The organism is Streptomyces sp. NPDC043854 (assembly GCF_056436005.1).
This window is the reverse complement of record NZ_JBWKDK010000046.1, coordinates 1-14,680: the sequence shown is the minus strand read 5'-3', so window position 1 is coordinate 14,680 and position 14,680 is coordinate 1. Positions and strand designations below refer to the sequence as shown.

Genomic DNA, 14,680 nt, shown 5'->3' with positions numbered 1-14,680 from the left:
CCGGCGTAGTCCTGCCGGGCCACCCGTGAACCACCCAAAATGACAGGGGAGTTGGGCTGAACCGCCCGCACGGGTGATGCGTCATCAATCTGTGAGGACAGCTGCCGGAAATCCCTGCGGACCGAGGTCCGGAGGGCAACACTGGGACTGACCGCATCAAGTCGTCGACCACGGGGGGCGGCCATGAACAAGGCATCGAGCCGCAGCACACAGACCACACCGCAGCGAAAGAATCCATCCATGTGCCAGCACCAGCCAGCGTGCCCGTCAGCCGACTCCGCCGACCGGGAGGCCGCGAAGCCCGTGGCCAACCACCCGGAACAGGGCTGGAGCCTGCTGTGCAACGGCGTCCTGCTCTTCGAGGACACCGGTGAGCTGCTGCCGGACGGCCAGATCATCGCACCGCACCGCCCGCTGGCGGCGGCGCAGGCGGCCTAGCCGGCACCGGCTCGACGGGACGCCGGAACAGCCGAAGCCGAAGGGGCCGGCCCGGGAGCGATTCTCCCGGACCGGCCCCTTCACCGTGCAGTCACCCGATGCTTTTGTGTCAGGTCGCGTGTGTCAGGTCGCCGCGCGGATCAGTTGTCGTACTCGTCCAGCGGCGGGCAGGAGCAGACCAGGTTCCGGTCGCCGAAGGCTCCGTCGATGCGGCGCACCGGCGGCCAGTACTTCTCCGTCGCCAGGACGCCGCCGGGGAAGACGGCCTCGTCCCGGGTGTACGCGTGCGTCCACTCGCCGCCGAGCATCGCCGCGGTGTGCGGGGCGTTGCGCAGCGGGTTGTCGTCCGCCGGCCACTCGCCGGACGCGACCCGCTCGATCTCGGCGCGGATGGCGATCATCGCGTCGCAGAACCGGTCGATCTCGACGAGGTCCTCGGACTCCGTCGGCTCGATCATCAGCGTGCCGGCGACCGGGAAGGACATGGTCGGGGCGTGGAAGCCGTAGTCGATCAGGCGCTTGGCGATGTCGTCCACGCTGACGCCCGTCTCCTTGGACAGCGGGCGCAGGTCGATGATGCACTCGTGCGCGACCAGGTCGCCCGGGCCGGTGTAGAGCACCGGGTAGTGCGGCTCCAGGCGCTTGGCGATGTAGTTGGCGCCGAGCACGGCCACCTGGGTGGCGCGCTTGAGGCCCTCGCCGCCCATGAGGCGCACGTACGACCACGAGATCGGCAGGATGCCGGCCGAGCCCCACGGCGCGGCCGAGATCGGGCCGACGCCCGTCTCCGGGCCGGCGGTCGGCTGGAGCGGGTGGTTCGGCAGGTACGGGGCCAGGTGGGCCCGGACACCGACCGGGCCGACGCCCGGACCGCCGCCGCCGTGCGGGATGCAGAAGGTCTTGTGCAGGTTCAGGTGCGAGACGTCGCCGCCGAAGTGGCCCGGCTTGGCGAGGCCGACCAGGGCGTTCAGGTTGGCGCCGTCGACGTAGACCTGGCCGCCGGCCTCGTGGACCCGGGCGCAGATGTCGGCGACGTGCTCCTCGAACACACCGTGCGTGGACGGGTAGGTGATCATCAGCACGGCGAGCTCGTCGCGGTACTGCTCGATCTTGGCACGCAGGTCGTCCGCGTCCACCTCGCCGTCGTCCGCGGTCTTGACGACGACGACCTTCATGCCGGCCATCACGGCGCTGGCGGCGTTGGTGCCGTGCGCGGAGGACGGGATGAGGCAGACGGTGCGCTGCTCGTCGCCGTTCGCGCGGTGGTAGGCGCGGACGGCGAGCAGGCCGGCGAGCTCGCCCTGGGAGCCGGCGTTCGGCTGGATGGAGACCTTGTCGTAGCCGGTGACCTCGCAGAGACGTTCCTCCAGCTCGCTGATGAGCGTGAGGTACCCCTCGGCCTGCTCGACCGGGGCGAACGGGTGCAGCTGGCCGAACTCCGGCCAGGTCACCGGCTCCATCTCGGTGGTCGCGTTGAGCTTCATCGTGCAGGAGCCCAGCGGGATCATGCCGCGGTCCAGCGCGTAGTCCTTGTCGGCGAGCTTGCGCAGGTAGCGCAGCATCGCGGTCTCGGAGCGGTGCTGGTGGAAGACCGGGTGGGTGAGGTACGCGTCCGAGCGCAGCAGGCCCTCGGGCAGCGCGTCGGCCGTGGTCTCGTCGAGCGCCTCGATGTCTGCGGCGTCCCCGTCGACACCGAAGGCGGCCCAGACGGCCTCGATGTGGGCGCGCAGCGTCGTCTCGTCCACGGAGACCGAGACGTGGTCGGCGTCGACCTGGAACAGGTTGACCCCGCCCTCACGGGCCGCGGCGACGACCTCGGCGGCCTTGCCGGGCACCCGGGCGGTCAGGGTGTCGAAGTACGAGCCGTGCACGAGCTCGACCCCGCCGGCCGTGAGACCGGCGGCGAGCAGCGCCGTGTAGCGGTGCGTGCGGCGGGCGATCGTCTTCAGGCCCTCGGGGCCGTGGTAGACGGCGTACATGCCGGCCATGACGGCGAGCAGCACCTGCGCGGTGCAGATGTTGCTGGTGGCCTTCTCACGGCGGATGTGCTGCTCGCGGGTCTGGAGGGCCAGGCGGTACGCCTTGTTGCCGTCCGCGTCCACGGAGACGCCGACGAGGCGGCCGGGCAGCGAGCGGGCGTGCTTGTCCTGGACGGCCATGTAGCCGGCGTGCGGGCCGCCGAAGCCCATCGGGACGCCGAAGCGCTGGGTGGTGCCGACGGCGATGTCCGCGCCCAGGGCGCCCGGGGAGGTCAGCAGGGTCAGCGCGAGCAGGTCGGCTGCGACGGCGACGATCGCGCCGAGCTCGTGGGCCTGGTCGATGACCGGCTTGATGTCCCGGACGGCACCGGAGGCGCCCGGGTACTGGACGAGGACGCCGAACACGCCGCGCTCGGCGATCTCGGCCGGGATGCCGGCGGACAGATCGGCGACGACGACCTCGATACCGATCGGCTCGGCGCGGGTCTCGATCACGGCGATGGTCTGCGGCAGGGCGTCGGCGTCGACGAGGAACACGTTGCCCTTGGCCTTGCCCACGCGGCGGGCCAGGGTCATGGCCTCGGCGGCGGCGGTGCCCTCGTCGAGGAGGGAGGCGCCCGAGGTCGGCAGGCCGGTCAGGTCGGCGACGACGGTCTGGAAGTTCAGCAGCGCCTCGAGGCGGCCCTGGGAAATCTCGGGCTGGTACGGCGTGTACGCGGTGTACCAGGCCGGGTTCTCCATCACGTTGCGCAGGATCACCGGCGGCGTGAAGGTCCCGTAGTAGCCGAGACCGATCATCGAGGTCATGACCTGGTTGCGGTCGGCCAGGCGGCGCAGCTCGGCCAGCACCTCGGCCTCGGTCCGCGCCTCGGGCAGGTTCAGCGCCTCGGCGGTCTTGATGACGTCCGGCACCGCGGCGGCGGTCAGTTCGTCGAGCGAGCCGTAGCCCACCTGGGCGAGCATCTTGGCCTGCGCCTCGGCGTCCGGGCCGATGTGGCGCTGCTCGAAGGGGATGCCTCGCTCCAGCTGGGAGAGCGGAATGCGGTTGGCGGTCATGTACGGAGGCCTCCTGGGTCGTACGACCTGCGAGGGGCGCCACGACGCGGGCGCCCGGACGGCCTCCCCCTCTGTCATCTCAACCTGAGAGCTTCACCGGATCCTGCGGAGGTCGTCCGCGGGGTCCGGCTTTCACCGTCGGTGAGGGGTGGAACCGGCACTGCGGGCCCGGCACCGCCCCTGCTTTCCAGAGTGGCCTCGTCCGTGCGGTACGTATGCCTGAGAGATTCCGGGGAGGAGTTGCTCCTTCGGCGCCTCCGTCGAGCTCGGTGGAGGACTCTCCCGCACAGGGTCAGCAGCCACCACCCAGCCTACCAGCGAGGTTCCCGGGCCTCCCTCGAGTGGCCCCCTCCGGGGAAATGGCCTTTCGTAGTCATTACGGAGGAGTTGCGACCCACGTGGAGGGACCGTGCAGACAGATATCGATCCCCGCAGCCTGATCGGCCGCAAGGCGTTCGACCGCAACGGCACCAAGATCGGAACCGTCGACGAGGTCTACCTCGACGACGCCACCGGCGTACCGGAGTGGGCCGCCGTCCGGACCGGCCTGTTCAGCCGGGACGCCTTCGTCCCCCTGGAGCCGAGCGAGCTGGTCGGGGACACCCTGCGCGTCCCCTTCGAGCGCTCCCTGATCAAGGACGCCCCGGACTTCGGTGTGGGCCGCCACCTGTCCCCCGAGCAGGAGCTGCAGCTCTACCACCACTACGGGCTGGACGTCTCCCTCCCGTCCGACTTCACGTTCAAGGGTGATTTCGGCCACCTGGCGAACGGCGAGCAGGCCGAGGAGTAGCGCCGGCCGCCCCGGTCAGCCGGTCAGCCGGTCCGCCCCACCAGCGGCAGCGGATCGGACGGCTCCAGCTCGGGGTCGTCCACCAGGAAGGTACGGACCCGGCCCGGGGCCGATCCGGGCTGCTCGAACCGCACGGTCACCCGGCCCAGCCCGCTGCCCTGCACCCACCCCGGGCCGTGGACGGCGTGCCGGACGTCGCTCCCGGCCGCCCAGTGCCGCTCACGCGCCCGCTCCGGGCCGTCGGCCGCCCCGTCCTCCGCAGCCGCCTCAGGAGCCGTTTCCCGGGCCCCCTCCGAACCCTCGCCCCCGCCGGCAACTTCCGGAAGCGCCTCGGACCCACCCGGCGCGGAGGACGCGTCCAGGGCGCCGCCCTCCGCCCGCTCGGCGGCCGCGGCGGCCTGGGACTGCGCGAACAGGTCCTCCTGCGTGTAGTCCGCGAGCCCGGTCACGCCCACGCCCAGCAGCCGCACCCCGCCGGTGGTGTCCACCACCTCCAGCAGCCGGGCCGCGGCCTCCCGCACCACCGCCGGATCGTCCGTCGGCCCCCGCAGCGTCTCGGAGCGGGTCAGCGTGGAGAAGTCGTACCGCCGCACCTTCAGCACGATCGTGCGCCCGGAGTGCCCGGAGGCCCGCAGCCGCCGCACGCACCGGTCGGCGAGCCGCTGCACCTCGGTCCGGATCCGCACCCGGTCGTGCAGGTCCACGTCGAAGGTGTCCTCCACGGACACCGACTTCGCGTCGCGCTCGGCGACCACCGGCCGGTCGTCCAGGCCCAGCGCCATCCGGTACAGCCCGACCCCGTGCGACCGCCCGATCAGCCGGACCAGCTCGTCCTCCCCGGCCTCGGCGAGCTCCCCGACCGTGGTGATCCCGGCCCGCCGCAGGTGTTCCCCGGTGGCCGGCCCCACCCCGGGCAGGGTGCGTACGGACATCGGCGCGAGCAGCTCCCGCTCGGTGCCCGGCTCGATCAGCAGCAACCCGTCCGGCTTGGCCTCCTCGGAGGCCACCTTCGCGAGCATCTTCGACCCGGCCAGACCCACCGACCCGGTCAGGCCCGTCGCGGCCAGGATGTCCGCCCGCAGCCGCTCGCCGGTCTCCCGCGCGGACCGGGAGTCCCAGACGCCGCCGCCCGCCTCCAGGTCCACGAAGGCCTCGTCCAGGCTCAGCGGCTCCACGAGCGGGGAGAGCTCCCGCAGCAGGCCCATCACGACGTCGCTGACCGACCGGTACAGCTCGAAGCGGGGGTACAGGTAGGCGCCGTTCGGGCAGAGCCGCCTGGCCTGGGCCGTCGGCATCGCCGAGTGCACGCCGAAGCGCCTGGCCTCGTAGGAGGCGGTGGCGACCACCCCGCGCGGCCCGAGCCCGCCGACGATCACGGCCTTCCCGCGCAGGCTCGGCTTCGACGCCTGCTCCACCGAGGCGTAGAAGGCGTCCATGTCGAGATGGAGGATGGTCGACGCGGCTCTCACAGCACCGATGCTGCCTCACGCCACTGACAATGCCGAGGCCGGCGCCGGGGACGGCGCCGGGCGGCTCTCGCCGGGGGACGGCGGCGGGCGGCTCAGCCGGCCCGGTTGCGCCGGGCCGCCAGCTCGTCGGCCGGGTTGTGCCCGATCACCGTCTCGCCGGTGTCGACCCGCTCGCCGTGCAGCTGCGACAGGGCCTTCTCCACGTCACGCCAGACCACGCCCACGGCGATGCCGAAGATCCCCTGGCCGCCCTGGAGGAGCCGCACCACCTGCTCCGGCGAGGTGCACTCGTACACGGTGGCGCCGTCGCTCATCAGCGTCATGCGCTCCAGGTCCGAGAAACCGCGCTCCCGCAGGTGCTGGACGGCGTTGCGGATGTTCTGGAGCGCGACACCGGTGTCCAGGAAACGCTTCACGATCTTGAGGACGACCACGTCCCGGAAGCTGTACAGGCGCTGGGTCCCGGAGCCGTACGCGGGGCGCACCGTGGGCTCCACCAGCCCCGTGCGCGCCCAGTAGTCGAGCTGCCGGTACGTGATGCCGGCCGCCGCGCACGCGGTCGGCCCGCGGTAGCCCACCTGCTCGGCCGCCGGGGAGCCGGCCGCCGAAGCCGCCGGCGAGGTCTCCGGCTGACGGCGCGCGGAGCCCGCCGCACTCCCGAGGAGCGGGTACGGCCCACCGTCACTCCGTGCGGGGATGCCCCCGGTCGTACCGTCGCCCGTGACTCTCACGCCGACCCTCCGTCCTTGACCTGCCCCCTCGAAGGTAGGCAGTCACCAGGGGTGCGTCAACGATCGCCACACTCGGCACGCCGAGTGATAATCACCCTGAGAGTGGTTTCCCGTGCCCCTTGAAGGGGCAAGGCTAACCGAATGGGGCGACGGTCTCATCGGCTTTGACAAGACCGCTGTCTCGCTGTCTCACTGCGGCCCGGTACCGAAGTCTTCCGGCGAAATCTGGTCGAGGAACTCGCGGAACTTCTCCACCTCGTCCTCCTGCTCGTCCGGAATGGCGATTCCGGCGTCGTCCAGCACGCCGTCGCTGCCGTAGATCGGCGTTCCCGTCCGCAGGGCCAGTGCTATGGCGTCGGACGGCCGCGCGCTCACCTCGACCCCGCTGGAGAAGACCAGCTCCGCGTAGAAGACGCCCTCCCGCAGATCCGTGATCCGGACCTCGGTGAGCTCCTCACCGAGCGCCTCCAGCACGTCCTTGAACAGGTCGTGGGTCAGCGGACGGGCGGGGGCCATGCCCTGCTGCGCGAAGGCGATCGCGGTCGCCTCCCCGGGTCCGATCCAGATGGGGAGGTACCGGTCGCCTCCCACTTCACGCAGGAGCACGATCGGCTGGTTCGAGGGCATTTCCACCCGGACACCCACAACGTCGAGCTCGTTCACACAGCAACCCTAGGACCTGCCCGGCAGGTTTGGGTAGTCGGGACCCCGCCGGTCAGTGCAGCCGCACCCCGAGGGCGGCCTGGACAAGGGCCTCGTGGAGCCGCACGGACAGCCCCACGAGCTCCTTCACGGTGGCCTCCGCACGGGCCCTGGTCTGGGGGTTGCGGTGCCGCCGCAGCGGGGCCACGACCTGCTCCACCAGACCCGCCTCCCGCTCCGCGGCCGCCTTCATGGCCCGCAGGTGCCGGGGCTCCAGCCCGAACCGGCCCAGATCGGCCACCAGCCGGGCCACGACCAGCGCGTCCGCGTCGTACCCGCCGCCCGGAGCCTCCGCGAGCAGCCCGTACGACTCCCATTCGGCCAGCTGGGCCTCGTCCGCCTCGGCCGCGGCGATCAGCTCGGCCCGCCCGACGCGGGCGCCGGCCGGCAGCTCCCGTTCCGGCCCGCCCGGAAGGGCCGCGGGCGCGGCGGGCTCGGCGCCGTCCCCGTGCGCCGTGGGCGCCGGGATCCGCACCTGCTCACCGCGGTCCAGTGCGTCCAGCTGCTCGCGGATGACCTTCAGCGGCAGGTAGTGGTCGCGCTGGAGGCGCAGGATGCGGCTCAGCCGCTCGACGTCCTCGGTGCTGAACTTGCGATATCCGGAAGGTGTGCGTCTGGGCTCGACGAGCCCCTCCGCCTCCAGGAACCTGATCTTCGAAATGGTGACCTCGGGGAACTCTTCGCGCAGCATCGTGAGCACCGTGCCGATGCTCACCAGCCGCCCGGCCGAGGCGGCGGTGCCGTTCCCGGCACCGCCTGTCGGAGTACGCAGCACAGGACCTCCCTGGGGTTCCCCCCGGACGGAGCCCGGGAAGGGTCAGACGCCCCGCAGGCTCGCGTAGAAGACCAGCCGGTACTTGCCGATCTGCACCTCGTCGCCGTTGTGCAGCGGGACCGAGTCGATCGGCTCACGGTTGACGTACGTGCCGTTCAGGCTGCCGACATCGGCGACGGTGAAGCCGCCGTCCTGGCTCCTGCGGAATTCGACATGCCGCCGGGAGACGGTGACGTCGTCCAGGAAGATGTCGCTCTGCGGGTGCCGGCCCGCCGTGGTCAGCTCACCGTCCAGCAGGAAGCGGCTGCCGGAGTTGGGGCCGCGCCGCACGATCAGCAGGGCGGAACCCGCAGGCAGTGCCTCCACCGCGGCCTGGGCCTCGGGGGACAGCGCCGACGACACGTGCTGTTGTCCCGACACCTCGGCCTCGTAGGCCTCCAGGCCCGAGATCGAGATGGTGGACGTGGTCTCCGAGGCACGCTCCGGCGTCAGACCCGCCCGCAGCGGCGCCCCGCAGTTGGAGCAGAACCGGCTGGCCGCATCGCTGCGGTGTCCGCACCTGCTGCAAACCTGCTCGGCCGACATGGACGGCTCCTCGTGCCGCGGGTACCCCGCGGAGGCGTCGGTGGCATACGGGTCGGGAGCAAACCCTCCACCCGTACTCGAGGTTGATGAGTCACCGAAACCTATGCGTCCGGTACCGGCAGGGTCAACAGCCGACGCGCCCGGCGCGCCCGGAACATCACCCGCACCCGCCACCTCGTCCCGGAAGAGCGGCCGGTCCCCCCGGCTCTGCGTCTCCCCCTGCCCCGCACGGTGCTCTGCCGCGCCGTCTTCCTCGCGGTTCTTCTTGCCGAACAACTTCTCAAACAACTTCACGGGCGATTCCCCTTGAACGAAACAGACCCGCCCGTGGGGCAGGACGAACTCCGAATGCACACACCTGCCGACCCGGACATCCTCACAACGTCCGCAACCACCAGACAGTTTCCACCACGCACCGCGACTTCAGTGCGCCGACCCCCCGCAGGCACCAGCCCGCGCAGGACCCTCCGCTCTCCGTCCCGCATCACGACGATGACGACCGAGCGTAGTCAGGCTGCTTCGCAGCCCGCAAGGCATCCACAACGATCTTCGCCGACCGTGTGACGCCAACGGTGGCCTGTTCCTTCTCCAGTGTCTGCACCACACCGCCTGGGATGTTCAGCGCCGGCTCCAGATCCTGCGGCTTGCCGATCACCTTGAACTCGTAGGGCTGTGTGATCTTCTTACCATCGATGCCGATCTGGCCCCCCTCGTCCGAGAAGTACGAGCCCGCGACCACACGCATCCCGTTGATCTGGATCGCCTCGGCCCCGGCCGCCCGCAGCTCCTGGAGCGCGTCCAGCAACTGGTCGGACTCCACCTGGCTCTTCGGATCCGTGATCTTGAGTGTGATGCCGGGCCCCTGCGCCGCCACCGTACCGGCCAGGATCCCGAGTTGGCGCTCCTTTTCGACCGTCTGCCGGCGCGCCTCCTCGGCCTGGTTGGAGCTGCTCTCCAACTCCTTGCGCTGGTCGTCCAACTGCTGCTTCTCGTCCTCCAGGCGCTTGGTCCGGCTGTCCAGCTCGTCGAGGATCCGCACGAGGTCCTCCTGGCGGGCGCCGCGCAGCGCGCTGGAGTCGCTGTTCGACCGCACCTGGATGGCCAGGCCCAGGCCCAGCACGAACAGCAGGAGCGCCACGATCAGTTGGGCCCGGCTCACCCGCGGCGGCCACAGCCCGGCCGCGAGCCGCTGCCGCCCGGTCATCCCGGGCCCGGCCGGCCCGTCGGGCTCGGCAGGCGCTTCGGGCTCGGCAGGCACGTCGGGTTCGGCGCGCTTGGCGCGTTCGGCGGGTTCGGCAGGCGCGGCGGGTTCGGCGCGCTCGGGCGCCGGCTCCCCGGGCCGGTGCACGGGCTGCTCCCCGGGCTGCGCACCCGGCCGGGTCTCGCGCGGGGGCTGCTCCGGGACCTTCGGCTCCTCGGGCGGGGTGTCGTTCGTACTCATCGGCCTCACGCCCGGAACACGTGCCGGCGGATGGCCGCGGCGTTGGAGAAGATGCGGATGCCGAGCACGACCACGACGCCCGTGGACAGCTGGGAGCCGACGCCCAGCTTGTCGCCGAGGAAGACGATCAGCGCGGCCACGACGACGTTCGACAGGAACGACACCACGAAGACCTTGTCCACGAAGATGCCGTCCAGCATCGCGCGCAGACCGCCGAAGACCGCGTCCAGCGCGGCCACCACGGCGATCGGCAGATACGGCTCGACGACGGCCGGCACTTCGGGCCGGACCAGAAGTCCGACCACCACTCCGGCCACGAGGCCCAGTACCGCGATCACGATGCACCCTTCTTCGGCTCTTCTGCTGTGGCTGTCCGTACGGTCAGGCTGGACGCGGCGGGCAGCCGCACCTCGTCCGCCGGGGACAGGGAGTACCGGATCCCGTAGCTCTCCTGGAGGACGTGCAGGTACTGGCCGTCCACGGAGTCCTGGAACAGGGTGCCGAGCCGCTTCTTGTCCCCCACCGCCAGTACCTCGTACGGCGGTACCAGCGGCCTGTTGTCGACCAGTATGGCGTCACCCGCGGCCCTGATCGCGGACAGTGCCGTCAGCCGCTGTCCGTTGATGGAGACCGCCTCGGCCCCGGCCTGCCAGAGTCCGTTGACGATCCGCTGGAGGTCCCGGTCCCTGAGCCGCCCGGTGTCGGAGAACCCGGTGTTCTCCCGCGGCTTGCCGCCGCCGGCCGCGGAGGAGCCCTTGGCATCGTCCACGACCAGCTTGAGTCCCGGACCGCGCACCTCCGAGGCTCCGGACAGCAGCGTCACCAGCTGCCCCTGGTCCCCGCCGTGCTGCTTGAGCGCCTGGCGCTGGCGGCGCGCGACGTCCGCCCGCAGCCGCTCGATGTCCCGCTCCAGGCCGTCCGCGCGCTCGTCGGCCACCTGTACCCGGTCGATCAGCTCCTGGCGTTCCTTGGCGAGCACCGGAGCGGCGACCCGCGTCTGGGCCGCGCCGAGCGTGACGACCATGGCGGCCAGGACGAGTCCGGCGGCCAGCGCCAGCTTCGACTTGAGGGTCCGCGGGAGTCCCGCCGTGCCCTCGGCCTCGCGCCGGGCCGACGCTTCCGCATAGCCCTCGTCGAGACTGTGGTCCATCACGTGCGTCAGCAGCGACATGGACGCGTCCGGGCGCGCCGACGGCGTCGGCGCCGAGCTCCGGTTGTGGGGCGGCTGCGACATGCTCCTCATCGTCGCACGTCGGCGCCGCCCGCACCGAATGCGCCCGAACGGTGGACCGGGGACGACGCTGCCCACCCGGTCCACCGCGGTCCCGCCTGCCGCGGGGTCAGTGCCCGGCGCCGTCCACCACGCCGGCCCACTCCTCCAGCAGGGCCTGCGCGGACACGTCGTCGGGGCCCTCCGCCCACAGGTGGGTGACCGCCTCCGCCGGGTCCGGCAGGACCAGCGCCCACCGCCCGTCGGCCTCGACCACCCGCACCCCGTCGGTGGTGTCCACCTGCCGGTCGCCTGCGGCCTCCACGACCCGCCGCATCACGAGCCCCTTGACCGCCCACGGGGTGGGCACGTCCCGCTTGAGCACGTGCGCACGTGGTATCCGCGCATCGATCTGGCTCAGCGTGAGCTGGGTGCGCGCCACCAGCCCGATCAGCTGCACGAAGGCCGCCGACCCGTCGAAGACGCTGCCGAACTCCGGGACGATGTACCCGCCCCGCCCGTCCCCGCCGAAGATCGTGTTCTCGGCGCGCCCCACCCGGGTCAGGTCGTCGGGCGAGGTCGTGGTCCACTCCACCTGCGTCCCGTGGTACGCCGCCACCTGCTCGGCGATGCGGGTCGTGGTGACGGGCAGCGCCACCTTGCCGCTGCGCTTCTCGGCGGCCACCAGGTCCAGGAGCACCAGCAGCGCCCGGTCGTCCTCGATGATCCGGCCGCGCTCGTCGACCAGCGAGATCCGCTCGCCGACGGGGTCGAACCGCACCCCGAACGCGGCCCGGGCCGAGGCCACGATCTCGCCGAGCCGGACCAGCCCGGCCCGCCGGGACTCGGTGGTCTCCGTCGGCCGGGACTCGTCGAGCCCGGGGTTGATCGTCAGGGCGTCCACCTCGAGCCGGCCCAGGAGGCTGGGCAGGACGAGTCCGGCACTGCCGTTGGAGGCGTCCACGACCACCTTCAGCCCGGATTCGGCGATGCCGGTGGTGTCGACCCGCCGCAGCAGCGAACCGGTGTAGGAGTCGAAGATGCTGGACGGGAACTGGAGGTCGCCGATCTCGCCGGGGAATGCGCGCCGGTACTCCTGACGTGCGAAGACGCGGTCCAGCTTGCGCTGCTGTGCCTGGGAGAGGTCGGCCCCGCGCTCGTCGAGGAACATGATGTCCACGGAGTCCGGGACGCCGGGCGAGGTCCGCAGCATGATCCCGCCGGCGCTGCCGCGCGCGGTCTGCTGTCTCGCGACGGGCAGCGGCACGTTCTCCAGATCCCGTACGTCGATCGCGCTGGCCTGGAGCGCCGAGATGACCGCGCGTTTGAGCGCGCGGGCGCCGCGGGAGTGGTCGCGGGCGGTGGTGACGATCGCGCCCTTCTTGAGGGTGGTCGCGTACGCGCCGGCCAGCCGCACCACCAGTTCGGGGGTGATCTCCACGTTGAGGATGCCGCTGACGCCGCGGGTTCCGAACAGGTGTGCCTGGCCGCGGGACTCCCAGATGACCGAGGTGTTGACGAAGGCGCCGGCCTCGATCGTCTTGAAGGGGTAGACGCGCACGTTCCCCTGGACGATCGACTCCTCGCCGACGAGGCACTCGTCACCGATGACGGCGCCGTCCTCGATCCGGGCGGCCCGCATGATGTCGGTGTTCTTGCCGATGACGCAGCCGCGCAGGTTGCTGTGGGGGCCGATGTAGACGTTGTCGTGGACGACGGTCTTGTGCAGGAAGGCACCGCTCTTGACGACCACGTTGGAGCCGACGACCGTGTGCTCGCGGATCTCGGCGCCGGCCTCGACCTTGGCGTAGTCCCCGACGTACAGCGGCCCGCGCAGGACCGCGTCGGGGCTCACCTCGGCGCCTTCGGCGATCCACACGCCGGGCGAGATTTCGAAGCCGTCCATCTCGATCTGGACCTTGCCCTCGAGCACGTCGGCCTGGGCCTTGACGTAGCTCTCGTGCGTGCCGACGTCCTCCCAGTAGCCCTCGGCGATGTAGCCGTAGATCGGCCGGCCTTCCTTCATGAGCTGTGGGAAGACATCGCCGGACCAGTCCACCGGAACATCCGGCTCCACGTAATTGAAGACCTCGGGCTCCATGACGTAGATGCCGGTGTTCACGGTGTCGGAGAACACCTGGCCCCAGGTCGGCTTCTCGAGGAAACGCTCGACCTTTCCTTCTTCGTCGACGATGGTGATGCCGAATTCCAGGGGATTGGGCACCCGGGTGAGGCACACCGTGACGAGTGCGCCTTTCTGCTTGTGGAAGCGGATGAGGTCGGTGAGGTCGAAGTCGGTGAGCGCATCGCCGGAGATGACGAGGAATGCGTCGTCCTTCAGGGCCTCCTCGGCGTTCTTCACGCTGCCGGCAGTGCCGAGTGGCTTCTCCTCGTTGGCATAGGTGAGCTCCATTCCGAGCTCTTCGCCGTCACCGAAATAGTTCTTGACGAGTGATGCCAGGAACTGCACGGTGACCACGGTTTCACTGAGCCCATGCCGCTTGAGCAGCCTGAGCACGTGCTCCATGATCGGCCGGTTGGCGACCGGCAGGAGCGGCTTGGGCATGCTCGAGGTCATGGGGCGAAGGCGAGTGCCTTCGCCACCGGCCATCACGACGGCCTTCATGTCGGAAGAGTCCTCCTCGGGAGACGACGTTCCAGCCGACCTCACCCGGCCCGGGCGGTGACTCCGCAGCTCTTCCGTGTCGGACCGGCACCGAGCGGGCTCAATCGGCCGCGGCATCCGCCTTCAGGAGACGGCGGACCTGCACCACGTAAAGGATTCCTGCCCACCAGTAGAGCGTTGTACCCCATCCGGCGAACGCCCATCCGAAAACTGCCCCCATCCAGGCCAACCAACCCGTACCGTCACTGAGCAACAGCAGCGGGAAGGCGTACATCAGGTTGAAGGTTGCGGCCTTGCCGAGGAAGTTGACCTGCGGCGGCGGATAGCCGTGGCGACGCAGGATCCAGACCATCACCAGCAGCATCAGATCGCGTGCCAGCAGGGCCCCGGTGAGCCACAGCGGCAGAATGTCTCGATAGGTCAGGCCGAAGAGCGTGGAGAGGATGTACAGCCGGTCGGCGGCGGGATCCAGCAGCCGTCCGAGGCTGCTGATCTGATTCCAGCGCCGTGCCAGCTTGCCGTCCAGGTAGTCGCTGACCCCGCTGAGCATGAGAACGGCGAGCGCCCACCCGTCGTACTCCTCCAGAATCAGCCAGAGGAACAGGGGCACGCCGGCGAGCCGGGCCATGCTCAGGATGTTCGGAATGGTGAAAATTCGGTCCGTCTGAACCCGAGTCTCCTGGACCTCCACCCGGGGGCCTCCACTGTTGGACGTGCGAACGATGCAACTCGACCCTAGCAGGAAGGCGTGTGCCCGCTGAACGCAGAAAAGCCCCGCACCAGAACCCCCGAGGGGGTTGGTGCGGGGCTTCCCGCAATGATTGTTCGGCGGCGTCCTACTCTCCCACAGGGTCCCCCCTGCAGTACCATCGGCGCTG

Annotated in this window: 13 protein-coding genes and 1 riboswitch; of the genes, 2 read left to right on the top strand and 11 right to left on the bottom strand. The window is 70.8% G+C overall.

Annotated elements, in window-relative coordinates; genetic code table 11:
* Positions 1–240: 240 nt before the first annotated feature.
* The gene (locus AC068A_RS29815) at positions 241–438 is read left to right on the top strand and encodes a DUF5999 family protein (RefSeq protein ID WP_385682596.1); all 198 of its coding nucleotides are present in this window, start codon (positions 241–243) and stop codon (positions 436–438) included.
* 140 nt (positions 439–578) lie between these two features.
* Here the strand turns inward: AC068A_RS29815 and gcvP are convergent, their stop codons facing one another.
* On the bottom strand, positions 579–3,473 hold the full coding sequence (gene gcvP / locus AC068A_RS29810; RefSeq protein ID WP_478589363.1) for an aminomethyl-transferring glycine dehydrogenase: 2,895 nt from the start codon (positions 3,471–3,473) through the stop codon (positions 579–581).
* A 197-nt stretch (positions 3,474–3,670) separates the two neighbouring features.
* Positions 3,671–3,768, bottom strand: a riboswitch (glycine riboswitch).
* Positions 3,769–3,882: 114 nt separating this feature from the next.
* Between gcvP and AC068A_RS29805 the strand changes: the two genes are divergently transcribed.
* Positions 3,883–4,263, top strand: coding sequence for a PRC-barrel domain-containing protein (locus AC068A_RS29805; RefSeq protein WP_478589362.1), 381 nt, complete (start codon positions 3,883–3,885; stop codon positions 4,261–4,263).
* 23 nt (positions 4,264–4,286) lie between these two features.
* Here AC068A_RS29805 and AC068A_RS29800 read toward each other — a convergent pair whose 3' ends face one another.
* The 10 genes from AC068A_RS29800 to clsA form a co-directional block, all read right to left on the bottom strand.
* Complete coding sequence (locus AC068A_RS29800; protein WP_478589361.1) at positions 4,287–5,732, bottom strand: DNA polymerase IV; 1,446 nt, start codon at positions 5,730–5,732, stop codon at positions 4,287–4,289.
* A 92-nt stretch (positions 5,733–5,824) separates the two neighbouring features.
* On the bottom strand, positions 5,825–6,463 hold the full coding sequence (locus AC068A_RS29795; protein WP_478589360.1) for a MerR family transcriptional regulator: 639 nt from the start codon (positions 6,461–6,463) through the stop codon (positions 5,825–5,827).
* Between the two features lie 189 nt (positions 6,464–6,652).
* Positions 6,653–7,126 (bottom strand): bifunctional nuclease family protein, encoded by a 474-nt coding sequence (locus tag AC068A_RS29790; RefSeq protein WP_360637280.1) that lies wholly within the window; start codon positions 7,124–7,126, stop codon positions 6,653–6,655.
* Positions 7,127–7,178: 52 nt separating this feature from the next.
* Complete coding sequence (gene ftsR / locus AC068A_RS29785) at positions 7,179–7,940, bottom strand: transcriptional regulator FtsR (RefSeq protein ID WP_478589359.1); 762 nt, start codon at positions 7,938–7,940, stop codon at positions 7,179–7,181.
* A gap of 42 nt (positions 7,941–7,982) precedes the next feature.
* Positions 7,983–8,927 (bottom strand): FHA domain-containing protein, encoded by a 945-nt coding sequence (locus AC068A_RS29780; RefSeq protein WP_478589395.1) that lies wholly within the window; start codon positions 8,925–8,927, stop codon positions 7,983–7,985.
* An 82-nt stretch (positions 8,928–9,009) separates the two neighbouring features.
* Positions 9,010–9,966: a DUF881 domain-containing protein gene (locus AC068A_RS29775; RefSeq protein WP_478589358.1), complete on the bottom strand. Its 957-nt coding sequence runs from the start codon at positions 9,964–9,966 to the stop codon at positions 9,010–9,012.
* A gap of 5 nt (positions 9,967–9,971) precedes the next feature.
* A complete protein-coding gene (locus tag AC068A_RS29770) occupies positions 9,972–10,304 on the bottom strand; it encodes a small basic family protein (protein ID WP_030158423.1) in 333 nt (110 codons plus the stop codon).
* A complete protein-coding gene (locus AC068A_RS29765) occupies positions 10,301–11,209 on the bottom strand; it encodes a DUF881 domain-containing protein (protein ID WP_478589357.1) in 909 nt (302 codons plus the stop codon). Before AC068A_RS29765 ends, AC068A_RS29770 begins: the two co-directional genes overlap by 4 nt.
* A 97-nt stretch (positions 11,210–11,306) precedes the next feature.
* Positions 11,307–13,802, bottom strand: coding sequence for a sugar phosphate nucleotidyltransferase (locus tag AC068A_RS29760; protein ID WP_478589356.1), 2,496 nt, complete (start codon positions 13,800–13,802; stop codon positions 11,307–11,309).
* A 100-nt stretch (positions 13,803–13,902) separates the two neighbouring features.
* Positions 13,903–14,493 (bottom strand): cardiolipin synthase ClsA, encoded by a 591-nt coding sequence (gene clsA, locus AC068A_RS29755; protein WP_478589355.1) that lies wholly within the window; start codon positions 14,491–14,493, stop codon positions 13,903–13,905.
* Positions 14,494–14,680: the final 187 nt, after the last annotated feature.